Origin of the sequence: Roseococcus sp. (genome assembly GCF_965227005.1) — a bacterium.
Classification (GTDB): domain Bacteria; phylum Pseudomonadota; class Alphaproteobacteria; order Acetobacterales; family Acetobacteraceae; genus Roseococcus.
Genome location: NZ_CBDDFJ010000003.1, coordinates 18,614 through 41,581 on the forward strand (window position 1 = coordinate 18,614; position 22,968 = coordinate 41,581).

15 protein-coding genes are annotated in these 22,968 nt (G+C 69.7%); 6 read left to right on the plus strand and 9 right to left on the minus strand.

What is annotated here, in order from left to right; translation table 11 throughout:
• Positions 1–5 precede the first annotated feature (5 nt).
• Together ACO057_RS00330 and ACO057_RS00335 are read right to left on the minus strand one after the other, a co-directional pair.
• Positions 6–941 (minus strand): branched-chain amino acid ABC transporter permease, encoded by a 936-nt coding sequence (locus tag ACO057_RS00330; protein ID WP_421988355.1) that lies wholly within the window; start codon positions 939–941, stop codon positions 6–8.
• A 15-nt stretch (positions 942–956) separates the two neighbouring features.
• Positions 957–2,255: an ABC transporter substrate-binding protein gene (locus ACO057_RS00335; protein WP_421988356.1), complete on the minus strand. Its 1,299-nt coding sequence runs from the start codon at positions 2,253–2,255 to the stop codon at positions 957–959.
• On the opposite strand from ACO057_RS00335, the gene ACO057_RS00340 reads away from it, so the two are divergent.
• From ACO057_RS00340 to glgB, 5 genes are all read left to right on the plus strand, one after another.
• On the plus strand, positions 2,254–2,481 hold the full coding sequence (locus ACO057_RS00340) for a hypothetical protein (RefSeq protein WP_421988357.1): 228 nt from the start codon (positions 2,254–2,256) through the stop codon (positions 2,479–2,481). The two genes, ACO057_RS00335 and ACO057_RS00340, sit on opposite strands and share 2 nt — an antisense overlap.
• Complete coding sequence (locus ACO057_RS00345) at positions 2,475–2,606, plus strand: hypothetical protein (RefSeq protein ID WP_421988358.1); 132 nt, start codon at positions 2,475–2,477, stop codon at positions 2,604–2,606. Before ACO057_RS00340 ends, ACO057_RS00345 begins: the two co-directional genes overlap by 7 nt.
• Positions 2,607–2,720: 114 nt before the next feature.
• Positions 2,721–5,936 carry a maltotransferase domain-containing protein gene (locus ACO057_RS00350; protein WP_421988359.1) on the plus strand — a complete coding sequence of 1,072 codons (3,216 nt, stop codon included), beginning with the start codon at positions 2,721–2,723 and terminating at the stop codon, positions 5,934–5,936.
• A gap of 3 nt (positions 5,937–5,939) precedes the next feature.
• Entirely contained in the window at positions 5,940–9,245 is a 3,306-nt protein-coding gene (gene treS / locus ACO057_RS00355; RefSeq protein ID WP_421988360.1) for a maltose alpha-D-glucosyltransferase, read from the plus strand.
• Positions 9,238–11,403 (plus strand): 1,4-alpha-glucan branching protein GlgB, encoded by a 2,166-nt coding sequence (gene glgB / locus ACO057_RS00360; RefSeq protein ID WP_421988361.1) that lies wholly within the window; start codon positions 9,238–9,240, stop codon positions 11,401–11,403. Before treS ends, glgB begins: the two co-directional genes overlap by 8 nt.
• Positions 11,404–11,503: 100 nt before the next feature.
• Here the strand turns inward: glgB and treY are convergent, their stop codons facing one another.
• From treY to ACO057_RS00380, 4 genes are read right to left on the minus strand one after another with little or no spacing between them, the layout of a single operon-like run.
• Positions 11,504–13,957, minus strand: a complete 2,454-nt coding sequence (treY, locus tag ACO057_RS00365; protein WP_421988362.1) for a malto-oligosyltrehalose synthase — start codon at positions 13,955–13,957, stop codon at positions 11,504–11,506.
• Positions 13,954–15,663, minus strand: a complete 1,710-nt coding sequence (treZ, locus tag ACO057_RS00370; protein ID WP_421988363.1) for a malto-oligosyltrehalose trehalohydrolase — start codon at positions 15,661–15,663, stop codon at positions 13,954–13,956. Before treZ ends, treY begins: the two co-directional genes overlap by 4 nt.
• Entirely contained in the window at positions 15,660–17,723 is a 2,064-nt protein-coding gene (glgX, locus tag ACO057_RS00375) for a glycogen debranching protein GlgX (RefSeq protein ID WP_421988364.1), read from the minus strand. Before glgX ends, treZ begins: the two co-directional genes overlap by 4 nt.
• Positions 17,720–17,998 (minus strand): DUF2934 domain-containing protein, encoded by a 279-nt coding sequence (locus ACO057_RS00380; RefSeq protein WP_421988365.1) that lies wholly within the window; start codon positions 17,996–17,998, stop codon positions 17,720–17,722. Before ACO057_RS00380 ends, glgX begins: the two co-directional genes overlap by 4 nt.
• Before the next feature lie 128 nt (positions 17,999–18,126).
• Between ACO057_RS00380 and dinB the strand changes: the two genes are divergently transcribed.
• Entirely contained in the window at positions 18,127–19,221 is a 1,095-nt protein-coding gene (gene dinB, locus ACO057_RS00385) for a DNA polymerase IV (RefSeq protein ID WP_421988366.1), read from the plus strand.
• A gap of 14 nt (positions 19,222–19,235) precedes the next feature.
• Here the strand turns inward: dinB and ACO057_RS00390 are convergent, their stop codons facing one another.
• Genes ACO057_RS00390 through ACO057_RS00400 form a run of 3 tightly spaced genes read right to left on the minus strand, consistent with a single transcriptional unit; the run spans position 19,236 to position 22,835 of the window.
• Positions 19,236–19,925 carry an SH3 domain-containing protein gene (locus ACO057_RS00390; protein WP_421988367.1) on the minus strand — a complete coding sequence of 230 codons (690 nt, stop codon included), beginning with the start codon at positions 19,923–19,925 and terminating at the stop codon, positions 19,236–19,238.
• 39 nt (positions 19,926–19,964) lie between these two features.
• Positions 19,965–21,590, minus strand: a complete 1,626-nt coding sequence (locus tag ACO057_RS00395; protein WP_421988368.1) for a flavin-containing monooxygenase — start codon at positions 21,588–21,590, stop codon at positions 19,965–19,967.
• A 12-nt stretch (positions 21,591–21,602) separates the two neighbouring features.
• On the minus strand, positions 21,603–22,835 hold the full coding sequence (locus tag ACO057_RS00400; protein ID WP_421988369.1) for an ABC transporter substrate-binding protein: 1,233 nt from the start codon (positions 22,833–22,835) through the stop codon (positions 21,603–21,605).
• Positions 22,836–22,968 lie beyond the last annotated feature (133 nt).

Here is a 22,968-nt window from a genome sequence, read left to right on the forward strand (position 1 = left end):
GCGCCTCATATCCGCCGCGTCTCCGCCGCCCCGAAGAGGCCCTGGGGGCGGACCAGCAGCACGGCCACCATGATGAGATAGGGCGTCAGCACCTCGGCCTCCGGCATGAAGTAGACGGCGATGGAACGGGCGAGGCCGATCATCAGCGCGGTCAGCGCCGCGCCCTCGATCTGACCGAGCCCCGCGGTCGCCACCACGGCGAAGGAGAGCACGATGGTCTGCGCGCCCAGCCCCGGCACCAGCGAGGCCGTGGGCGAGGATAGCGCCCCGCCCAGCGCGGCCAGCACCGCGCCGAAGGTGAAGGTCAGCAGATAGATGCGCGAGGCGTCGATGCCCATGGCCGTCGCGGCCTCGCGATCGGTCGTGACGGCGACGATGACGCGCCCCGTCAGCGTCCGCCGCAGGAACCAGACGAGGCCGACCAGCGTCGCCACCGCCACGCCGGGCAGCACGAAGAGCTGGTAGGCGGTGAAGGGGATGAAGTCGCCGGCGAAGGGCACGTCGAAATTGCCGAGCAGGCGCATCGCCGCGTCGTTCTGCACGGGCTGCGTGCCCCAGACCAGCTTCTGCACATCCTCCAGGATCATGAAGAGCGCGAAGGTGACGAGGAGCTGCAGCACCGGCTCCTGCGAATAGATCCGCCGCAGCAGCACCCGCTCGATCAGCGGGCCGAGGATGCCGCCCACCAAGGCGGCCGCGACCACCAGCACGGCGAGGCTCGCCCAGTCGGGCAGGCCCCGCGCCGAGAGGAAGAGGCCCAGGCTCGCCGCCGCATAGGCGCCGATCGCATAGAGCGAGCCATGGGCGACGTTCAGCACGCGCAGCACGCCGAAGACGAGGTTCAGCCCCACCGCCACCATGAAGACGAGCGCCGCATAGGCGAGCCCGTCCAGCAGCGCGAGACCGAGCAGCAGCCCGTTCTCCTCGAACCAGCCATACATGCGCCTGCGCTCCTGCTAGATCGCCGAGCCGGCGGTGTTCTCCATGCCGGCGCGCAGCGTCTTGAGCCAGTCGACGCTCTTCTGCCCGACCGGCGCGCTGATGCCTGCGGCGGGGTAGAGCATCATCTTCTCCGGCACCGCATAGGGATAGGCCGGGTTGAAGGAGGAGAGACCGACGATCTGGTCCTCCAGCCCCTGGCCGTCCTCGCGGATGGTGATCGTCGCGGTGGGCGTGTCGAAGGTCAGGCCACGGAAGGCCGCCGCCAGCTCCTGGTCGTTCGGCCAGGCGCCGCCCTTGGCCGCGATCGCCTTGTTATAGGCGGCCTGCAGCGCGGAGAGCGCCTGGGCCATGTGATGGCAGGGGTAGATGCTGGGCTGGTTGAAGCGCGCCTGATAGGCGGCCGTGAAGCGGTCGAGCGAGGCCTTGTCGCGCGGGCGCGGATGGTTGATCCAATGATCGCCGCGCGAGCCGATGATGTGGCCCGCCGGCATGTTGCGCCCGAGCGAGGGCATCGAGGCCTCGGCCACCGGTAGCACCATCAGCGAGCGCTCCATCAGCCGCCGCTCGCTGGCCTGACGCACCAGCGTGACCAGCTCCCCGCCCCAGGAGGTGGAGAGGATGACGTCCGGGCGCAGCGCGAGCAGACGCGTGATCTCGGTCGAGAAATCGGTGCTGTTGAATCGCGGGAAGAGCTCGGCCACGACGCGCACGCCGGGCTTCATCGCGTCCATCGCGGTCTTCCAAAGCTCCCAGGAATCGCGGCCCCAGGCATAGTCCTGGTTGATGACGGCGATGCTGCGGAAGTCCGGCTTGTGCTTCAACAGATAGAGCAGCGGCGCCAGCACCTCGGGCGTGCCGTAGCCCTGGGTGCGGAAGGCGTAGGGGTGGTTGCCCTCCTCGAAGATGCGCTGCGTGCCGCAATCCCACAGCACCGTCGTCTTGCGCAGCTCGTCGGACAGCGGCGTGCAGGCGAGGCAGGAGCCCGAGGAGATGGAGGCGAAGACGACGTGCACGCCCTCGGACTGCACGAGGCGGCGGAATTCGCCCACCAGATGCTCGGTGCCGGGGCCTTCATCGACGAAGATGGGGCGGATCGGCACGCCGCCGATGCCGCCGGCCGCGTTGATCTGGTCGGTCAGCATCTCGGCCGCCTGCTTGGCGGGAACGCCGAAGACGCTGGCCGGGCCGGAGAGGAAGGTGGTGATGCCGATCTTGAGCTCGGCGGGCTTGGCGGGCTGCGCCTCGGCGCCCGAGCCGGCCATCAGCAGGCTTCCCGAAGTGGCAGCGCCGGCGATCACGGAACGGCGTGACATGGACGTGCTGGACGTCATGGCAATTGTCTCCCTGGCTGGGCCGATTCATGTTCCGATCGGCCTCGCCGCAACGCTGCCCGAGGCGCTCGGCCAAAGCAAGGGCGACACGCCCAGCGCTTCCGGGCGAGCGCCTTCGGCGGCGCGCAGGGCGCGGGGCCCACCGACTGAAACTTTTCGTAACCTGCCGCGTTCCTACGCCAAGCATTGGCAGGAGGCCGCATGTTGAACGATCCCGAGCCCTTCCTCGAGCCAGGCGGCTTCGAACCCTTCGACCGCTTCTCCTCGGAAGAGGCCGACGAAATCGACCACCCGGATTCCAACGACTTCGATCCCTTCCTGGTGAATCTCTGAACGAGGCCGATGGATGACGGTCTCGGCGTGCCGGATGGCAACCCGGACGCGCCGAGGCGGTTAGCCCAGCAGACCCCGACCGATGCACGGTCCTGCCGGAAGGATGCCTGATTGTTGGCTGGTGCCACCCCACCCCGATCGCTCTATTATTTCCACCACCTTCTCGCCGGCCCGCTCGACAGCTGGGCCGGTGATTTCGCGCGCATCGCCGCCCTCGGATTCGAGGGTCTGGTGCTGCCGCCCGTCTTCGCCACGGGGCGGGACAACTCGGTCTTCCTCACCGCCGATCACGACAGGCTGCATGCGGCCTTGGGTGGCGGCGACGCGAGCGAGGGTCTTCGGCGCATCGTGGCAGAGGCGCGCGCGGCCGGGCTTTCGCTGATCCTCGATCTCACCACCGATCGTCTCGACACCGACGCCGTCCTGCTGCGCGAGCATCCGGACTGGCGGCTGCCCGATCCGCGCGAGGGCCTGCCGCCCGATCCGCGCGGGCCCATGTCGCAGGGGGCCGCGCTCGCCTCCAGCGCCGGCCCGCGCCGCTGGTGGCGGGAACGGCTGACCGGCTGGATGCAGGCCGGCGTCGCGGGGTTTCGTTGCCTGGATGCCGGCGCGGGCGGCGCTTTCTGGAAGGAAATCATCCAGGGCGCGCGGCAGGGCCATCCCGAGGCCGTCTTCCTCGCCTGGACACAGGGCCGGAGCACCGATCAGGTGGCGGATCTGGCGGGCTGCGGCTTCGACCTCGCCGCCTCCTCGCTGCCCTGGTGGGACTACGAAGCCTCCTGGTGGGGCGAGGAGGCCGCGCGGCTCTGCCGCGTCGCCCCGCTCCTGACCATGCCCGAGGCGCCCTTCGCGCGACGCCTGGCGGCGGGCTTCTCCAGCCGCGAGCTGGGCCATGTCGCGGCCGAGCGCGCGCTGCGCTTTGCCGCCCTCACCGGCGCGGCGTGGCTCATGCCCATGGGTTTCGAATTCGGCGACCTCCAGCGCATGGGCCATGGCGCGGGCCAGGCCGGCGCCTTCGCCGAGCTGCGCCGCGATCCGCGCCTGGACCTGCGCGAGGTCGTGCGCGCGGCGAATGCCGAACGCGGGCAGCGCGCCGCGGCCACCGACGCGCCGCTTCTGCTCTCCGGCCCCCAGGCGGCCGTGGCCGTGGTCCTGCGGGAGAGCGAGGCGCGGGTCGTCCTGGCCAATCCCTCGCTGACCGATGCCGCGACCGTCTCCGCGGCGCAGGTGCTGGGCCTGCTGCCCCGGCCCAGCCGGAGCGCCGAGCTGGCGAGCGGCATCGCCCTGCGGCCCGGCGAGCTGCGCGCCGTTGCGTTCCAGGAGACGAAGCCGGTCCTCCTCAAGCCCGAAGCCGCCGCGCGCGCCGCGACTGCCTTCGCGCAATCGCCACGCATCGCCATCGAGGCCATCCGCCCCGAGGTCGATGCCGGGCGCTTCCCCGTGAAGCGCATCGTCGGCCAGCCGGTCACCGTCACCGCCGACGTCTTCACGGATGGCGCCACGAAGCTGGCCGTGCGCCTGCTCTGGCGGCCTTCGGACGAGAAGGCCTGGCGCGAAGTGCCCATGCGGCACAGCCTCAACGACATCCACAGCGCGACCTTCCTGCCCGATCGCGTGGGACGGCACGTCTACACGGTCTGCGCCTGGGTCGATGTCTATGCCGCCTTCCTCGACGAGATCACGAAGAAGCAGGCCGCCGGCGTCGACATCGCGCTGGAGCGGCGCGAGGGCATGGTGCTGCTGGAGGCCGCCCTCGCGAAACTGCCGCGCGGCGAGGCGACGGAACTCAAGGCGCTGCTCAAGGCCCTGCCCCGCGCGGATGCCGCCGGCGCCGTCGAGCTCTTCGCCATGCCGCGTGTCGTCTCGCTGATGATCAAGGCGGACCAGCGTCCCTTCCAGGTGATCCAGGAGCCGCTGCTGACGCTCGACGTCGAGCGCCGCGCCGCCGGCTTCGCCGCCTGGTACGAGATCTTCCCGCGCTCGCAGAGCGGTGACGCCAGGCGCCACGGCACGCTGGACGACGTGATCGCGCAACTGCCGCGCGTGCGCGAGATGGGCTTCGACGTGCTCTATTTCCCGCCGATCCATCCCATCGGCAAGAAGAACCGCAAGGGCCGCAACAACACCCTCACCCCCGGCCCCGACGATCCCGGCAGCCCCTATGCCATCGGCTCCGAAGCGGGCGGGCATGACGCGCTGCATCCACAGCTCGGCACGCTCGAGGATTTCCGGCGGCTGGTGGCCGCGGCGGCGAAGGAAGGGCTGGAGCTGGCGCTGGACTTCGCCATCCAGTGCTCGCCCGACCATCCCTGGCTGAAGCAGCATCCCGACTGGTTCGACTGGCGGCCCGACGGCACCATTCGCTACGCCGAGAACCCTCCGAAGAAGTACGAGGACATCGTCAACGTCGACTTCTACGCGAAGGGCGCGGTACCCGCGCTGTGGGTCGCGCTGCGCGACGTCGTGCTGTTCTGGGCGAAGGAGGGCGTGAAGCTCTTCCGCGTGGACAATCCGCACACCAAGCCCCTGCCCTTCTGGGAGTGGGTGATCGCCGATGTGCGCGCGCGCGATCCCGATTGCGTCTTCCTCTCAGAGGCCTTCACGCGGCCCAAGGTGATGTATCGCCTGGCCAAGGTCGGCTTCTCGCAGTCCTACACCTACTTCACCTGGCGCAATCAGGCCTGGGAGCTGGGGCAGTACATGACGGAGCTGAACCAGGCCCCCGTCGCGGACTTCTTCCGCCCGCATTTCTTCGTGAACACGCCCGACATCAACCCGGTCTTCCTGCAGAACTCGGGACGGCCCGGCCACCTGATCCGCGCGGCGCTGGCGGCCACGCTCTCGGGCCTCTGGGGCATCTATAACGGCTTCGAGCTCTGCGAGGCGCGCCCGGAGAAGCCGGGCAAGGAAGACTATCTCGACAGCGAGAAATACGAGATCCGCGTCTGGGACCACGAACGCCCCGGCCATATCCGCGCCGAGATCGCGCGGCTGAACGCGCTGCGCCGGCAGAACCCTGCGCTGCACACGCATCTCGGCACCACCATCCTCGCTTCCGGCCATGACGGCGTGCTGCTCTTCGTGAAGGCCACGGAGGATCGCTCCAGCATCGTGCTCGTCGCGGTGTCGATGGACCCGCACCAGGCACTGGAGACGTGGATCGAGCTGCCGCAGGCCGTGCTGGGCCTCGGTTGGGGCGCGGCGCTGCTCGCGGAAGATCTCTGGCAGGGCGGCGAGGAACGCTGGGAGGGCACCCACCGGCACCTCCGCCTCGACCCCCAATCCCTGCCCTTCGCCATCTGGCGCCTTCGCGCCGCCGACAAGGTCTGATTCATGGCTCCCAAGACGCCGCATATCCCCACGCCGCCCCATGGCCAGGATCCGCTCTGGTACAAGGACGCGATCATCTACCAGCTGCACATCAAGTCGTTCTTCGACTCCAACAACGATGGCATCGGCGATATCCCCGGCCTGCTGCGGAAGCTCGACTACATCGCCGAGCTCGGCGTTAACACGATCTGGATGCTGCCCTTCTATCCCTCGCCCCGGCGCGACGACGGCTACGACATCGCCGAGTACAAGATGGTGGACCCGGAATACGGGACCATGGCCGATCTTCGCCGGCTGATCGCGGCGGCGCATGAGCGCGGCATTCGCGTCATCACCGAGCTCGTCATCAACCACACCTCCGACCAGCACCCCTGGTTCCAGCGCGCGCGGTTGGCGAAGAAGGGCTCGGTGCATCGCGACTTCTACGTCTGGTCCGACGACGACAAGAAGTACGACGGCACGCGCATCATCTTCCTCGACACCGAGAAGTCGAACTGGACTTGGGACCCCGTGGCCGGCGCCTATTTCTGGCACCGCTTCTACAGCCATCAGCCCGACCTCAATTTCGACAATCCGCATGTGCTGAAGGAGGTGCTCTCCGTCATGCGCTTCTGGCTGGAGGCGGGCGTGGACGGGCTGCGGCTGGACGCCATCCCCTATCTCATCGAGCGCGACGGCACGAACAACGAGAACCTGCCCGAGACGCATGTGGTGCTGAAGAAGATCCGCGCGGAGCTGGACCGCGTGGCGCCGGGGCGCATGCTGCTCGCCGAGGCCAACCAATGGCCCGAGGACACGCAGCTCTATTTCGGCGATGGCGACGAGTGCCACATGTCGTTCCACTTCCCCCTGATGCCGCGCATGTACATGGCGATGGCGCAGGAGGACCGCTTCCCCATCACCGATATCCTGCGCCAGACGCCCGCCATCCCCGACAACTGCCAATGGGCGATCTTCCTGCGCAACCATGACGAGCTGACGCTCGAGATGGTGACCGACAAGGAGCGCGACTACCTCTGGGAGACCTATGCCTCCGACAAGCGCGCGCGCATCAACCTGGGCATCCGCCGCCGCCTCGCGCCGCTGCTGGAGCATGACCGCCGCCGCATCGAGCTGATGAATTCGCTGCTGCTCTCCATGCCCGGCACGCCGGTGATGTATTACGGCGACGAGATCGGCATGGGCGACAATATCCACCTCGGCGATCGCGACGGCGTGCGTACCCCGATGCAATGGTCGCCCGACCGCAACGGCGGCTTCAGCCGTGCCAATCCGGCCAGCCTCGTCCTGCCCTCGATCATGGACCCGGTCTATGGCTACGACGCCGTGAACGTGGAGGCGCAATCGGCCGATCAGCATTCGCTGCTGAACTGGACGCGGCGCATGCTGACCGTGCGCAAGCGCCACCGCTCCTTCGGCCGCGGCACCTTCGGCTATCTCTATCCGGGCAACCGCAAGATCCTCGCCTATCTGCGCGAATTCGAGGGCGAGACCATCCTGTGCGTCTGCAACCTCTCGCGCACCGCGCAGGCCGTGGAGCTCGACCTTTCCGTCTTCGCCGGGCGCGTGCCGGTGGAGCTGGTCGGCGGCTCCTCCTTCCCGCCGATCGGCCAGCTTCCCTACCTGCTGACGCTTCCCCCCTATGGCTTCTACTGGTTCCTGCTCGCGACCCAGGCCGCGCTTCCGAGCTGGCACATGCCCTCGCCCGAGCCGTTGTCCGAGCTCCTGACGCTGGTGCTCCGCAAGAGCCTGTCGGAAGTGCTCGCACCCGTGCCGCTCAAGACCATCGAGGTCGACATCCTGCCGCATTATCTGGCCCGCCGCCGCTGGTTCGCCGGCAAGGACGCCGTGCCGCAGGCCCGCCTCGTCTTCCAGGAGATCATGACGGGGCGCGACGGCGCGGAAGTGCTGCTCGCCGAGGTCGAGGCGAATGACGCCACGGGCCTCGGCCGCTACCTGCTGCCCATGGGCATCGCCTGGGAGGACGAGACCGTCTCCGCCTTGCCGCAGCAGCTCGCCTTGGCGCGCATCCGCCGCGGCCGGCGCGTGGGCGTGCTGACCGATGCCTTCGCGCTCGACGCCCTGCCCGGCTCCGTGCTGCGCGGCCTGCGCGAGCGCGCGGTGATGCCGCTGAGCCAGGGCGAGATCCGCTTCCTGCCGACCTCCGCCTTCGAGAGCGTCGACATCCCCGACGACGCGGAAATCCGCCGCCTCTCCGCCGAGCAGTCCAACTCCTCGCTCATCATCGGAGACCTCGCGGTGCTCAAGCTGGTGCGCCGCGTGACCGAGGGCATCAGCCCCGAGACGGAGATGACGCGCCACCTCACCGAGCGCGGCTTCGCCCAGACCGCGCCGCTGCTGGGCGAGGTGGTGCGCGTCTCGCCCGATGGCGTGCCGCGCACGCTGGTCGTTCTCCAGGGCTTCGTGCGCAACCAGGGCGACGGCTGGGGCTGGACGACGGAATTCATTAGCCGCGTCATCGACACCCTGGCGGTCTCCGAGGCGCCGCTGGAGGCGCAGGACGGCGTCTTCGACAGCTATCTCGGCTTCGCCTCGGCCATGGGGCGGCGCCTGGCGGAAATGCACGCCGTCCTCGCGCTGGACAGCGACGACCCCGCCTTCCAGCCCGAGCCCGCGAGTGCTGCCGATGCCCTGGACTGGGGCCAGGCGGCCGGCGCGCAGATCGACGCCGCGCTCCAGGCGCTCGAGGGCGTGACGAGCTGGCATTCCCACGGCCACAGGGCCCAGGCCGAAAGCCTGAAGGCCCGCCGCCCGGAGCTTCTCGCCGCGGTGGCGCGCCTCGCCGATGCCGCGCGGGGCACGCTGAAGACGCGCGTGCATGGCGACTTCCATCTGGGCCAGGTTCTCGTGGTCCAGGGCGACGCCTCCATCATCGATTTCGAGGGCGAGCCGTCGAAGTCGCTCGAACGGCGCCGCGCCAAATCCTCGCCGATACGCGATATGGCGGGGCTGCTGCGCTCCTTCGACTATGCGGCCGCCGCGGCGGGCGCCGAGCGCGAGGGCGTCCACGGCCTGCCGCCGGACCGCGCCGCCGCCCTGCTGGAGCATTTCCGCCAGAGCGCCAGCGACTGCTTCCTCGCCGCCTATCGCGAGGTGGAGGCCGTGGCGCCGCGCCCCTGGGTCACCGCCGGAGCCGAGGCCGCGCTGCTGGACCTCTTCCTGCTGGAGAAGGCCGCCTACGAGGTCTGCTACGAGGTGGCCAACCGGCCGGGCTGGCTGCACATCCCGCTGCGGGGCCTGGAACTGCTCGCCAGCCGCGTCCTGGCCCAGGAGGCGCCGCATGGCTGAATCGGCGCTGAATCCCGAAGCCGTCTGGGCGCTGATCGACGGACGGCATGGCGATCCCTTCTCGATCCTGGGGCCGCAGACGACGCCCTCCGGCCCCCTCGTGCGCGCCTTCCTGCCGGGGGCCAGCGCGGTGACGCTGCTCGCCGGCGGCAAGAGCGTGCCGATGACCCGGCTGCATCCGGCCGGGCTCTTCGCCGGCGGGATCGCGCCCGGTCCCTATCGCCTGCGCATCGATTGGAGCGGCACGGTCCAGGAGACCGAGGATCCCTATGGCTTCGGCCCGCTGCTCGGCGAGCTCGATCTGCATCTGCTGCGCGAGGGGCGGCACCAGGATATCGGCCGCTGCCTCGGCGCGCATCCGATGGTGATCGACGGCATACCGGGCGTGCGCTTCGCGGTCTGGGCGCCCAATGCGCGGCGCGTCTCGGTCGTGGGCGATTTCGACAGCTGGGATGGGCGCCGCCACCCCATGCGCCTGCGCCACGAGGCCGGCGTGTGGGAGCTGTTCATCCCGCGCATCGGGCCCGGAGCGGTCTATAAATACGAGCTGCTCGACGCCCAGGGGAACGCGCTGCCGCTGAAGGCCGATCCCATGGCCTGGCAGGCCGAGCCGCCGCCGGCCACCGGCTCCATCGTCGCCGATACCGCGCGCATCATCCCCCCGCGCCCGCTGGTCGTCGCGGGCGATCCGGCGCTCAAGCCGATCTCCGTCTACGAGGTGCATCCGGGCTCCTGGGCGCGCGCCGAGGGCAATGCGCCGCTGGATTGGGAGGAGCTGGGCGACAAGCTCATTCCCTATGTGAAGGGGATGGGATTCACCCATCTCGAATTCCTGCCGATCATGGCCCATCCCTTCGGCGGCTCCTGGGGCTACCAACCGCTCGGGCAATTCGCGACGCATGCGCCCTTCGGCGCACCGGAGCATTTCTCCCGACTGGTGGAACGCTGCCATGAGGCCGGCATCGGCGTGATCCTGGACTGGGTGCCGGCGCATTTCCCGTCCGATGCGCATGGCCTCGCGCAGTTCGACGGCACCGCGCTCTACGAGCATGCGGACCCGCGCGAGGGCTACCACCAGGACTGGAACACGCTGATCTACAATCTCGGCCGGCAGGAGGTGCGGAACTTCCTGATCGGCAGCGCGCTGCATTGGCTGGAGCATTACGGCGTGGACGCGCTGCGCGTGGATGCGGTCGCCTCGATGCTCTACCGCGACTACAGCCGCAAGCAGGGCGAATGGGTGCCCAACATCCATGGCGGGCGCGAGAATCTGGAGGCGATCTCCTTCCTCAAGGAGCTGTCGGAGGTCATCGCGCAACGCTGCCCCGGCAAGCTGCTGATCGCCGAGGAATCCACCTCCTTCCCCGGCGTCACGCGCAAGGCGCGCGACGGCGGCCTGGGCTTCGACTTCAAGTGGAACATGGGCTGGATGAACGACACGCTCCGCTACATGGAGACCGATCCCATCTACCGCCGTTACGACCACGGCCTGATGACCTTCGGCCTGGTCTATGCCTTCTCGGAGCGCTTCATCCTGCCCATCTCGCATGACGAGGTGGTGCACGGCAAAGGGGCGATGCCGGCCAAGATGCCGGGCGACGAGTGGCAGCGTTATGCGAATCTGCGCGCCTATCTCGGCTTCATGTGGACGCATCCGGGCAAGAAGCTGCTCTTCATGGGCTGCGAATTCGGCCAGCCGCGCGAATGGAGCCACGACCGCTCGCTCGACTGGCACCTGCTCGACGATCCGCGCCATGGCGGCATGCAGCGCATGGTACGCGACCTGAACGTCCTCTATGCCCGCCTGCCCGCGCTGCACGCGCTGGATTGCGACCCCGCCGGCTTCCGCTGGGTCGTGCTGGACGACAGGGAGGCCAGCGTCTTCGCCTGGCTGCGCTTCGGGCCCGACGGCACCGATCCCGCTTTGGTGATCTGCAACTTCACCCCCGTGACGCGCCAGGGCTATCGCATCGGCGCGCCGCGCGGCGGCGATTGGCTGGAGGTCTTCAACTCGGATGCGGGGATCTATGGCGGCGCGAATACCGGCAATGGCGGCCGCGTGACGGCCTGGAACGAGGCCTCGCACGGGCTGGAGGCCTCGCTGTCGCTGACGCTGCCGGCGCTGGGCACATTGGTGCTCACGCCGTCGTCTCACTAGAGCCTTCTTCGTTCGCAAGGGCTCACTTCGAAGTCTCTAGCTCTTTGTTTTTTCGAGCATCTTCACCCGACCAGACGATTCCGTCTGATCGGGTGATGTTCTAAGTCCGGATCAGGACCTTCACGGGCGCGATCTCCGGCAGGAGGTCGCGCCACGCACCGGGCGGCATGGGAGGCGGCGCGAGGGCGAAGGCACGCCTCGGCACGATCACGGCGAGCTTTCCACCGCCGCGCGTGAAGCCGAGGAAGTCCCGGGGCAGGTCGAGCGCGGCATAGCCCTCGAAGAGCGCCGGATTGTCGCGGCGCCATTGCAGCAGGCGATGTGTCGCGCGCTGCTTCGTCAGGCCGAGGCTGTCCTCGGCCAAGGGCGGCAGCGCGCCGTCCAGCGCCGCCGCGCGCGCCGCGTAATCCACCGGGCGGCGGTTGTCCGGATCGACCAGGGAAAAATCCCACCATTCGGTGCCCTGATAGATGTCCGGCAGGCCCGGCAAGGTGAGTTGCAGCACGGCCTGGGCGAGGCCGTTGACGCGCGTCGGCAGGTCCAGCCGGGCGACATGATCCGCCAGCTCCGCGCGGAAACCAGCGGCTTCGGGCGATTCCAGCAGGGCCGTCGCGAAGTCCAGGCAGGCGCTCTCATAGCCCTCCTGCGGATTCTCCCAGCGCGTGTGGCGCTTGGCCTCGCGCATCGCCTTGGTGAGGTATTCACGCAGCCGCGCCGCGTCGATCGGCCAGGCGCCGAGCAGCGTCTGGTAGATGAGCCATTCATCCGCCGGATCGGGCCCCTCGGAGGCGCGCAGCGGCGCGTTCATCTCCCTCCACCGCGTGGCGGCGGCGATCCAGCTCTCCGGCTCCCAGGACAGCAGATTCAGCCGCGCCCGCACCTCGGGACCGCGCTTGGTGTCGTGGGTGGCGAGCGGCGTCAGGTCGCGGGGATGGGTCGCGGCGCGTGGCGCGGCCCAGGCGTGGAAGGTGGCGACGTCACCGCCCGCCTCCGCCAACTCGCCGCCCACCTCGTTGACGGAGAGCAGCGCCACCGCGCGATAGAATTCCGTGTCCTCCAGCCCCTTCGCCGTCAGCGGCCCGCTGAGCTGCTGGAAGCGCCGGCGCAGCTCGGCCGCCGTGGCGCCATCCCCGGTCAGGATCACCTCCGCCAGCCAGCGCGCCGCCCCGCTCGTCCAGGGATCGCCCTCCGCCTCGACGGCGGCGAGCATCCCGTCCCACAGCGCCCGATCCGCCGGTTCGGCGCGCGGGCCGGTCAGGTAGCTGCGATAGACGGCGCCATTCACCAGCAGCGAGGAGAGCGCCGCGCGCAGCGTCGGCAAAGCGAATTCGATGGCCGCGTCCGGTGTGGCCAGCGACTGCGCGAGATCGGCGATCTGCTCCAGCTCCGGGGCGAAGCTCTCCTCCAGCATCTGGCGCTTCGCGGCCAGCAGCCGGGCGTCCGGCGTGCCCGTCACCCAGCCCTGCGCGTCGAGATGGGCGGCAAGCGCGCGATAGCCCTCGTCCGAGACGAAGACGCGGTTCAGCACGTTCAGCCGCTCGTAGCCCGTGGTGCCGTCCACGGGCCATTCGGGGCGGATTGTCTCGCCATGGCCGAGGATCTTCTCGATCAGGACCGGCACCCCCGGCCCGACCGCGGCGCGCAGGCGCTTGGCATAGCCGAGAGGATCGGCGAGCCCGTCGATATGGTCGATGCGCAGCCCATCGACGCGGCCCTCGCGCACCAGTTCGAGGGTCAGGCGGTGCGTGAGCGCGAACACCTCCTCCCGCTCCACGCGCACGCCGATCAGCTCGTTGACGTTGAAGAAGCGGCGCGAGGACAGCGCGTCGCGCCCCGAGCGCCAATGCACCGCGCGCCAGTGCTGCCGCTCCAGCAAGGCGGGCAAGTCCTCGGCCTTGAGCACGGCGCGCAGCACCGCGGCCTGGGCCGGCGCCAGCGCCCGCAGGGCCGCGCGCGCACCGGAGAAATCGGGCGTGCTGTCGGTGCGCCAGAGTCGACCCTGCTCGGCAAGGCCCGCCGCTTCGAGGAGTTGGGCGGCATCCTCGGAGCGCAGCGGCCAGGCATGCTCGCCATGGGCGCTGGCGACGATCCAGCCCTCGCCGTCCAGTTCCAGCGCGATGGCGCCCTGGGCCAGCGTCTCGACCAGCGTGTCGCCCAGCACGGGCAGCAGCAATTGCGGATGCCGCTCCCAGTCGATGTCGAAGATCGCGGCGGCCGGGCCCTCGCGCCCGCCGGCCAGCGCGCCCATCCACCAGGGATTGGCGCGGTCGGCGGCCATGTGGTTGGGCACGATGTCGAGCAGCAGGCCGAGCCCGGCGGCGCGCAGCCCGTCGCTCAGCCGGTCGAAGCCCTCGCGGCCGCCGAGCTCGGGATTGATCCGCGTCGGATCGGCCACGTCATAGCCATGCGTCGAGCCCGGCCGCGCGGCGAAGAGCGGCGAGGCGTAGAGGTGGCTCACCCCCAGCCGCGCCAGATAGGGGAGGATGGCCAGCGCGTCGTCGAAGGTGAAGCCGGCATGGAACTGCAGCCGGTAGGTCGCGCGCCAGTCGGTCATGCCGGCTCCACCCAGGCGCAGGCCGACCAGGGGCCGAGGCGCGTATGCGATCCGTCGAAGACGGCCGCGCCGACGCTCGCGCCGTCCTGCCGCGGCTGGATCGACATCTCGCCGGGCAGGGCATCGGGATTGGCGAGCAGGCAGAGCGTGCCGGCGGCGAAGCGCCAGCGCCAGAGCAGCAAGCTCACCTCCTGCCGCCATTCGCCGCCGCGATAGCCCGAGGCCAGCAGCGGCCAGACCATGCGCCGGCGCTGCGCGGTGAGCTTGCGGAAGGGCGCCAGCGCTTCGGGCGTCATGCGCTCCCAGGGGATTTTCGCCGCCTGCATCGTCTGCGGATCGAGCGGGTCGGGAAGCTCGCTCGCGCCGGCGAAGAACGCTGAGAATTCCCTGGCGCGGCCCTCGCGCACCGCCTCGGCCAGCTCGCCCGAAAAATCGCAGAAGAAGGGGAAGGGCGTGTCGAGCCCCGCTTCCTCGCCCTGGAAGATCATGGGCACGGCCGGGCTCAGCAGCAGGACGAAGCGCAGGAAGGCCAGCCGCTCGGCCGCGATGCCGCCCGCCAGCCGGTCGCCGAGAGGGCGATTGCCGATCTGGTCGTGATTCTGCGCGAAATGCACGAAGGCCTCGGGCGGTAGATGCGCCGAGGACGCGCCCTGGCGCAGGAAGCCCTCCGCGAGGGTGACGCCGAGCGCCGCGGCGGGGTCCTCGGCGAATTCGGCGTAGTAGCCCGAGGACTCGCCCGTCGTGGTGACGTGCAGCGCGTGATGCGCGTCGTCGTTCCATTGCGCGGTGTAGAGGCGCGGCCGCCCGGAGCCGTCGCGCTCCAGCCAGCGCGTGGCGTTGTGATCGTTCTCCAGCACGAGCCAGGCGTCCGGCTTCACCGCGCGGCAGGCGGCCGCGATCTCCGCGAGGAGCAGGTCCCCGCCCGGTGGGGCGAAGGCGTGGACGGCATCCAGGCGCAAGCCGTCGAAGTCGTATTCGCTCAGCCACATCACCGCGTTCTCAACGAAGAAGCGCCGCACCAGTGGCTGCTCCAGCGCGATCGCCGCGCCCCACGGCGTGCGATGCGCCTCGTTGAAGAAGCGCTTCGCGTAGAGGGGCAGGAAATTCCCGTGGGGCCCGAAGTGGTTGTAGACCACGTCCAGCATCACCCCCAGGCCGCGCGCATGCGCCGCATCCACCAGCGCGCGCAGGGCCGCGGGCGATCCATAGGATTCCTCGGGCGCGAAGGGCAGGACGCCGTCATAGCCCCAGTTCCGCCGGCCCGGAAAATCGGCGACGGGCATGAGCTCGATGGCCGTGATGCCGCAAGCCACGTAGTGATCCAGCCTTTCGATCAAGGCCTCGAAATCACCCTGCGGCGTGGCCGTGCCGACATGTAGTTCCGCCAGCACGACCTCATGCCAGGGGCGCGGCGGCGCCGTCTGGCGCATCGGCGGGAGATCCGCGCGCAGCCGACTCCAGCCGCCGACATCGCCCTCCTGCTGGCGCGAGGCGGGGTCGGGCACGGGCTCGTCCCCGATGAGGAAGCGATAGCGCTGGCCGGCCTGCGCGCCCGGCACGGTGGCTTCGAAGAACCCCTCCCCCGCCGCGCGCATCGCGATGGGATCGCGATCCGGCAGGGCCAGAGACACCACCTGCGCATCGGGCGCCCAGAGGCGGAAGAGCGCGCCCTCCGGCCCGGGGAGCGGGCCGAAGCGCGTCGTCACGCGCGCGCCTCCCAGACGATCAGCGATCGTCCCTCCGCGATCACCGTCTCGCCGGTGGCGCGGCGCTCGCCTTCCAGATGGGCGGCCGTGTCCAGGATCGCCTCCCACTTGCCCGAGCCGCCGGGCGGGATGGTGAAGTCCACGCCGTGATCGGCGGCGTTGAGCATGATGAGCAGGCTCACATCGCCGGGCTGCGCGGGCGCGAGACGCACCACGAGGCACTTGGCATGCGGCTGGTTCCACTCCTCCTCGTTCATGCGTGCGCCGTTCACCGCGAACCAGGCCACATCGGGCACGCCGCGCTCGTTGCGCACGCCGGTGAGGAAGGCCGGGCGCGACAAGGCGCTGCGCTTCTTGCGGAGCTCCGCGAGGCGCGCGACGAATTCCGTCAGCGGCTCGTCCTGGCGGTCCCAGTCCACCCAGCCGATCTCGTTGTCCTGGCAATAGGTGTTGTTGTTGCCGCCCTGGGAATTGCCCATCTCGTCGCCGGCCAGCATCATCGGCACGCCCTGCGAGAGGAAGAGCGTGGCCAGCAGGTTGCGCTTCTGGCGGGCGCGGCGCTCCAGGATCTCGGGATCGTCCGTCTCGCCCTCGGCGCCGCAGTTCCAGCTCTTGTTGTCGTCGTGGCCGTCGCGGTTGTCCTCGCCATTCGCCTCGTTGTGCTTGTGGTCGTAGGAGACGAGGTCCTGCAGGGTGAAGCCGTCATGCGCGGTGATGAAGTTGAGGCTGGACCAGGGGCGCCGCCGCGCTTCCCCGAAGAGATCCGACGAGGCGGCGAAGCGCGAGGCGAAGGCGGGCAGCAGCCCGTCCGATCCCACCCAGAACTCGCGCACCACGTCACGGTAATCGCCGTTCCACTCGGAGAAGCCGGCCGGGAAATTGCCGAGCTGATAGCCGCCCGGCCCCACGTCCCAGGGCTCCATGATGAGCTTGCAGCGGCCCAGCACCGGGTCCTGGCGCATCGCGAGGAAGAGCGGATGGCCCGGATCGAAGCCGTCGGCGCGCCGGCCCAGCGTGGTCGCGAGGTCGAAGCGGAAGCCGTCGATGCCATAGACCGTGGCCCAGAGGCGCAGGCTGTCCATGATCATCTGCATCACGCGCGGATGGCTGGCGTTGAGCGCGTTTCCGGTGCCGGTGAGGTTGTCGTAGAAGCGCGGCTCGCCGGGCATGAGGTGGTAGTAGCTGGCATTGTCGATGCCGCGCCACGACAGTGTCGGGCCGAGGTGATTGCCCTCGCAGGTGTGGTTGTAGACCACGTCGAGAATGACCTCGATGCCGGCCTGGTGCAGGCGGTCCACCGCCGCCGCGATCTCGTCCAGCCCGCCATTGCCGAGATAGCGCGGCTCGGGCGCGAAGAAGTTCAGCGTGTTGTAGCCCCAGTAATTGGCCAGGCCCTTCTCCACGAGATTGCGGTCCTGGGTGAAGGCCTGCACCGGCAGCAGCTCGAGCGCCGTGACGCCCAGGCGCTGGAGATGCTCCACCATCGGCGTGGAGCCGAGGGCGGCGAAGGTGCCGCGCGCCTCTTCGGGGATCAGCGGATGGCGCATGGTCAGCCCGCGCACATGCGCTTCGTAGATGACCGTGCGCGGCCAGAAGTTGCGCGGCGGCGCCGTCGCGGTCAGCGGCAGGTTGGTGATGACGCGCGCCTTGGGCATGAAGGGCGCGCTGTCGCGATCGTCCTGGGTGAGATCGGCATCGTCGCCCGTGCCGACGGGATAGCCGTGCAGCGCGTCATCCCATTTGATCTCGCCCACGAGCTTGCGCGCATAGGGGTCGAGCAGCAGCTTGGCGGGGTTGAAGCGATGCCCCGCCTCCGGCGCCCAGGGGCCGTGCACGCGCCAGCCATAGACCTGGCCGCGCCCGATGCCCGGCAGGTGGCAATGCCACACGCCGTCGGTGCATTCGGTGACGGCCACGCGCTCCTGCTCGGTGCCCCCCGTACCGTCGAAGAGGCAAAGCTCCATGCCCTCCGCATTGTCGGAGAAGATGGCGAAGTTGGTCCCGCGCTGCGTGACGGTGGCGCCGAAGGGATAGGGCGCGCCGGCCTCGACGCGCCTCACCGTGACTTGCGTCCGTCGGTTTTGGCGTCGGCGGCCTCCTCGGCGGCGACGATATGCTCGCCGGTCGCGCCGGTCACCACGTTGGAGGAGGGGGGATCGCTGGCGGGGAAGCTGCCCGCCACCTCCTTGTCGAGCTTGGCCTCCTGCTGGTGGATATCGACTTTGGCGGCGAACCAGAAGCGCTGCTCCTCGCCCTCGGGCGAGCCCGCTTCTTCCCAAAGTTCGAAGGCCCGCTCGCGGATGCGTTGCTGGCCAAGGGCGTATTCGTCGGACATGGTGATCTCCCTGCGACAAGGCGTCTCGGTCGTCGCTTCATGAACCCGCCGCATCGGGGAGAGTTTCGCCGCGCGCGGACGCTGTCCACATGTTCACGTCCCGTTCTCTATGCGCTAGGATGCCGCGGATGGAGCGCGAAGCCCCCCGCAAGATCATCCATGTCGACATGGACGCCTTCTACGCCTCCGTGGAGCAGCGGGACGATCCGAGCCTGCGTGGCCGCCCCGTCGCGGTCGGCTCGCCCGCCGCGCGCGGCGTCGTCGCGGCCGCGAGCTATGAGGCGAGGACCTTCGGCGTGCGCTCGGCCATGCCCTCGGTGACGGCGCTGCGCAAATGCCCCGAGCTGGTCTTCGCGCCGCCGCGCTTCGAGGTCTATCGGGCGGTGTCGCGGCAGATCCACGCCATCTTCGCCGATTACACGACGCTGATTCAGCCACTCTCGCTGGACGAGGCCTATCTGGACGTGACGGAGAACCTGCGCGGCCTGCCGACCGCCTGGGCGACGGCGAAGGAGATCCGCGCGCGCATCCACGACGAGACCGGCCTGACCGCCTCGGCCGGGATTTCCTACAACAAGTTCCTCGCCAAGCTCGCCTCTGACCAGCGCAAGCCCAATGGCCAGTTCGCCGTCACGCCCGAGATGGGCGCGGCCTGGGTGGAGGGCCTGCCGGTCGGGCGCTTCCACGGCGTCGGCCCGGTGACGGCCGAGCGCATGCGCGCCCTCGGCATCGAGACCGGGGCCGATCTGCGCGCGCGGTCGATGGCCTTCCTGCAGGAGCATTTCGGCAGCTCCGCCGCCTGGTATCACGGCATCGCGCGCGGGCTGGACGACCGGCCGGTCGATCCTGACCGCACGCGCAAATCCTCCGGCTCGGAAACCACCTTCGACCGCGACCTCACCGAGGCCGCCGAGATCGAGGCGGGTGTGCTGCGCATGGCCGACGACGTCTGGGAATGGTGCGAAAAGACCCGGGCCTTCGGGCGCACCGTGACGGTGAAGGTGAAATTCGCCGATTTCCGCCAGATCACCCGCAGCCGCAGCCATGCCGGCGGCGTGACGGCGCAGGAGCAGCTGCGCCAGGCGAGCCTGGAGCTGATCCGCTCGGTCTATCCGCCGCGAAAGGGCATCCGTCTGGTGGGCGTGACCGTCTCGAACTTCAACGCCGCGCCCGGCGAGACCGAGGGCCTGCCCTTGTTCGGCGGCGAGCCGCAGGCGCCCTGAATCAGCGCTGTGAGTCAGCGCCCGCGCGGCTCCAGCACCGAGCCGTGGACCCAGCCCATCGGCCTGCCCGACTGGCCCACCTGGTACCAGCCGCCCGGCGCCTCGCCGATCACCTCCAGCGTGCTGGAGGCCGGCAGGCTGCGGATCACCTCGCCGCCATGCGAGGCGCTGCGCAGATTCGCCGGGCTGCGCGCGGAAACGGTCACGGTCCCGAGTGGCCGCGCCGGCTCGGGCCGCGCCTCGGCCAGGATCTCGGGTTCGGCCGCGGCCGGGACCGGCAGCGGGGGATAGATGCGCGCCGTCACCCGCGTGGTCGCGGGGCCGCCGCCGTCGAAGCAGCGGTCGACCATCTCGACGAAGACGCGGGAGGCCTCGGGCCCCGTCGCCCCGAAGACGAGGTTCGCCACGCGCGCCGCCTCGCCCTCGAAGGACACGACCGCGACATAGGGGATCAGGCGCGAATCCGCCACGCCGGTCATGGCCGAGCGGCCGCAGACGGCGACGGTATCGCGCAGCGCCTGGGAGAAGACCTGCACGCCGCGCGGCCGCGTCCCCTGCCCGCGCAGACGGGACTGCAGCGACGCCTCGACCGCCGTCCGCGCGGCCAGTTGCCTTTCCTCCGGCACCGGCACAAGCGAGGTCGCCCGGTGCTCCTTGCAGGCCGCCAGGGCGATCAGCGCGGCGAGGGCAACAGCGGCACGCATAGCCGCGTAACGCGGATCCCCGGCCGGAGTTGCATCCGGCTATTCCGCCGCCGCCGCCGCGCGCCGCCTTTCCAGCCGGAAGCCCTCATAGCCCTTGGCGGCCACCGCGTCGCAGATCTCGCGATAGGCCCCGACCCCGCCGATATAGGGCATGAAGACCTGCGGCTTCCCGGGCACGTTCACGCCCATGTACCAGGAGTTGGCGCGCGGATAGAGCGTGCGCTGCGCGACCTCGTTGCCATGCGCCACCCATTGCGTCTCGGCCTGGTCGGTCGCCTCCATGGTCTCGATCTCGCGCGCCTTGCCGTGGGCCAGGGCGCCCGCGATCCAGTCCACATGCTGCTCGATGGAAACGATCATGTTGCTCAGCACCGAGGGGCTGCCGGGCCCGGTCACCAGGAAGAGGTTCGGGAACCCCGCCGTCATCAGCCCCAGATAGGTGACCGGCCCGGCCGCCCATTTCTCGCCGAGGGTGAGGCCGTCGCGGCCACGGATGTCCATGGCCAGCAGCGTGCCCGTCATGGCGTCGAAGCCCGTGGCGAAGACGAGGGCGTCGAGCTCGTAGCCGGCTTCCGCCGTGCGCAGGCCCTCGGGCGTCACGGCCTCGATGGGCGCGGAACGCACATCGACCAGCGAGACGTTCTCGCGGTTGAAGGTCTCGTAATACTCGGTGTCCACGCAGATGCGCTTGGTGCCGATCGGGTGGTTGTGCGGGCAGAGCAGCTCGGCGACGGCGGGGTCCTTCACCGTCGCGCGGATCTGGCCGCGCACGAAATCGGCGGCGGTCGCATTGGCCTTCTCATCGAGGATGAGATCGCCGAAGGAGGCCATGAAGGCGGTGCCGCCGCGCTCCCACCGCGCCTCGTATTCGCGCCGGCGCTCGGCCTCGCTGGCCTCCATCGCGGGGGTGGGATTGATCGGATAGTCGATGCCGGTCCGCATCTGCCGCGCCTTCACGCGGCGCGCGGGATAATCGCCCTTCCAGGACTGCTCGTAGTCCTCATCCATCTCGCGATTGCGCGAGGGGATGGAGAAATTCGGCGTGCGCTGGAAGACGGTGACGTGCCGCGCCTGCCGCGCGATGACCGGGATCGCCTGGATCGCCGAGGAGCCGGTGCCGATCACGCCGACGCGAAGCCCGGTGAAGTCCACGCCCTCATGGGGCCATTGGCCGGTGTGGTAGCTCCGGCCACGGAAGCTCTCCAGCCCCGGAAACTCCGGCTTGCGCGCATTGGACAGGCAGCCCGTCGCCATCACGCAATGCCGCGCGGAGATCACCGCGCCCTGCTCCGTGCGCACCGTCCAGCGCGCGGCGGCCTCGTCGAAGACGGCGGAGACGACGCGGGTGTGGAAGCGGATGTCGCGACGCAGGTCGAAGCGGTCGGCGACGTGGCTGGCATAGCGCAGGATCTCGGGCTGGGCGGCGAAGCGCTCCGACCAGCGCCATTCCTGCTGCAATTCCTCCGAGAAGGAGAAGGAGTACTGCATGCTCTCCACGTCGCAGCGCGCGCCGGGATAGCGGTTCCAGTACCAGGTGCCGCCGACATCCTCGCCCGCCTCGAGAACCACGGCCGAAAGGCCGAGGCCGCGCAGGCGGTGCAGCATGTACATGCCGGCGAAGCCCGCGCCGACCACCACCACGTCGAAGTCCTGCGGCTGTTCCATGCGTCGTTCTCCCTATCGTGCCGCGACCAGCGGGCAGCCGCCCTCGGAGAGCGGCCGCCAGGCCTCCTCCGGGGACGAGGTCTGCACCAGCTTGAAGTAATCCCAGGGGCCGCGCGATTCCGAAGGCGCCTTCACCTCGAAGAGATAGGCGGGGTGCAGCTTGCGGCCGTCGGCGCGGATGCTGCCCGGGCCGAAGACGTCGTCATCGGTGGGCATGCGCTTCATCAGCTCCACCACTTCGCGGCCCGAGGCCTTGGCGCGCGCGGCGCCCATCTGCTCGACGGCCTTGAGGTAGTGCAGCGCCGCCGAATAGGCGCCGGCCTGGCACTGGTTGGGATAGTTGTCGGGCGTGCGCGGCAGCACGCGGCGGGTGAAGGCGCGGGTGCGGTCGTTCATGTCCCAGTAGAAGCACTCGGTGAGCAGGAAGCCCTGCGCGGTGGGCAGGCCCAGCGAGTGGATGTCGTTGATGAAGCTGATGATGCCCAGCAGCTTCTGGCCCCGCCGCGCGAGGCCGAATTCATTGGCCTGCTTCACGCAGTTGATGAGGTCCGCCCCCGCATTGAGGAAGGCCACCACCTTGGCGCGGCTCGCCTGGGCCTGGAGCAGGAAGGCCGAGAAATCCGAGGTGCCCGGGAAGGGATAGCGCACGCGCCCCGCCACGCGCCCCTGCCCCTCCTCGATGAAGCGCGAGAGGTCGCGTTCCATCTGGTGGCCGAAGGCCATGTCGGCGGTGATGAAGAAGAAGCTGTCGCCGCCCGCGCGGATCGTCGCCACGCCGGAGGAGCGCGCGGCCATGTAGGTGTCGTAGGTCCAGTGGATCGTGTTGGGGCTGCAGCTCGGCCCGGTCAGCTCCGTGGTGGCCGCGCCGGTGTTGAGATGCACCTTGTCCTTCTCGCGCACGAGGCCGTTCAGCGCGAGGGCGATGGAGGAGTTGTTCACCTCCAGCACCGCATCCACACCGCCGCGGTCGAACCATTCGCGGGTGATGGACACGCCCAGATCGGCGCGCTGGAGATGGTCGGCCTGCACGACCTCGACGGCGATGCCCCGCTCGGTCAGGCCGGAATCCTGCACGGCCTGTCGCACGCAGGCGACGTTGGTGGGGCCGGAGAGATGGCGGTAGGGGCCGGAGAAATCACCCAGCACGCCGAGGCGGATGGGCGCCTGGGCCTGGGCCCTCGCGCGCCCTCCCGCGAGCGCCGGCGCGGCCGTGGCGGCTGCGAGCATCTGGCGGCGTGTCGTCATCCCGTCCTCCCCTGGGGCCTTGAGGCCCGCGTTGTCCGGACATCCAAGCGGGGCGCGAATGGATTTGTCCAATACGGCTTCGCGGCTATTATGACGAAAACCGTATGAATGGGGCCGCCCGTTGCGATTGGAT

What these genes read in the sequence shown, in the direction of transcription:
- ACO057_RS00330 (WP_421988355.1), bottom strand. Translation starts at nt 941, where the DNA reads ATGTATGGCTGGTTCGAGGAGAACGGGCTGCTGCTCGGTCTCGCGCTG.
- ACO057_RS00340 (WP_421988357.1), top strand. Translation starts at nt 2,254, where the DNA reads ATGGACGTGCTGGACGTCATGGCAATTGTCTCCCTGGCTGGGCCGATT.
- ACO057_RS00335 (WP_421988356.1), bottom strand. Translation starts at nt 2,255, where the DNA reads ATGTCACGCCGTTCCGTGATCGCCGGCGCTGCCACTTCGGGAAGCCTG.
- ACO057_RS00345 (WP_421988358.1), top strand. Translation starts at nt 2,475, where the DNA reads ATGTTGAACGATCCCGAGCCCTTCCTCGAGCCAGGCGGCTTCGAACCC.
- treS (WP_421988360.1), top strand. Translation starts at nt 5,940, where the DNA reads ATGGCTCCCAAGACGCCGCATATCCCCACGCCGCCCCATGGCCAGGAT.
- glgB (WP_421988361.1), top strand. Translation starts at nt 9,238, where the DNA reads ATGGCTGAATCGGCGCTGAATCCCGAAGCCGTCTGGGCGCTGATCGAC.
- treY (WP_421988362.1), bottom strand. Translation starts at nt 13,957, where the DNA reads ATGACCGACTGGCGCGCGACCTACCGGCTGCAGTTCCATGCCGGCTTC.
- ACO057_RS00380 (WP_421988365.1), bottom strand. Translation starts at nt 17,998, where the DNA reads ATGTCCGACGAATACGCCCTTGGCCAGCAACGCATCCGCGAGCGGGCC.
- dinB (WP_421988366.1), top strand. Translation starts at nt 18,127, where the DNA reads ATGGAGCGCGAAGCCCCCCGCAAGATCATCCATGTCGACATGGACGCC.
- ACO057_RS00390 (WP_421988367.1), bottom strand. Translation starts at nt 19,925, where the DNA reads ATGCGTGCCGCTGTTGCCCTCGCCGCGCTGATCGCCCTGGCGGCCTGC.
- ACO057_RS00395 (WP_421988368.1), bottom strand. Translation starts at nt 21,590, where the DNA reads ATGGAACAGCCGCAGGACTTCGACGTGGTGGTGGTCGGCGCGGGCTTC.
- ACO057_RS00400 (WP_421988369.1), bottom strand. Translation starts at nt 22,835, where the DNA reads ATGACGACACGCCGCCAGATGCTCGCAGCCGCCACGGCCGCGCCGGCG.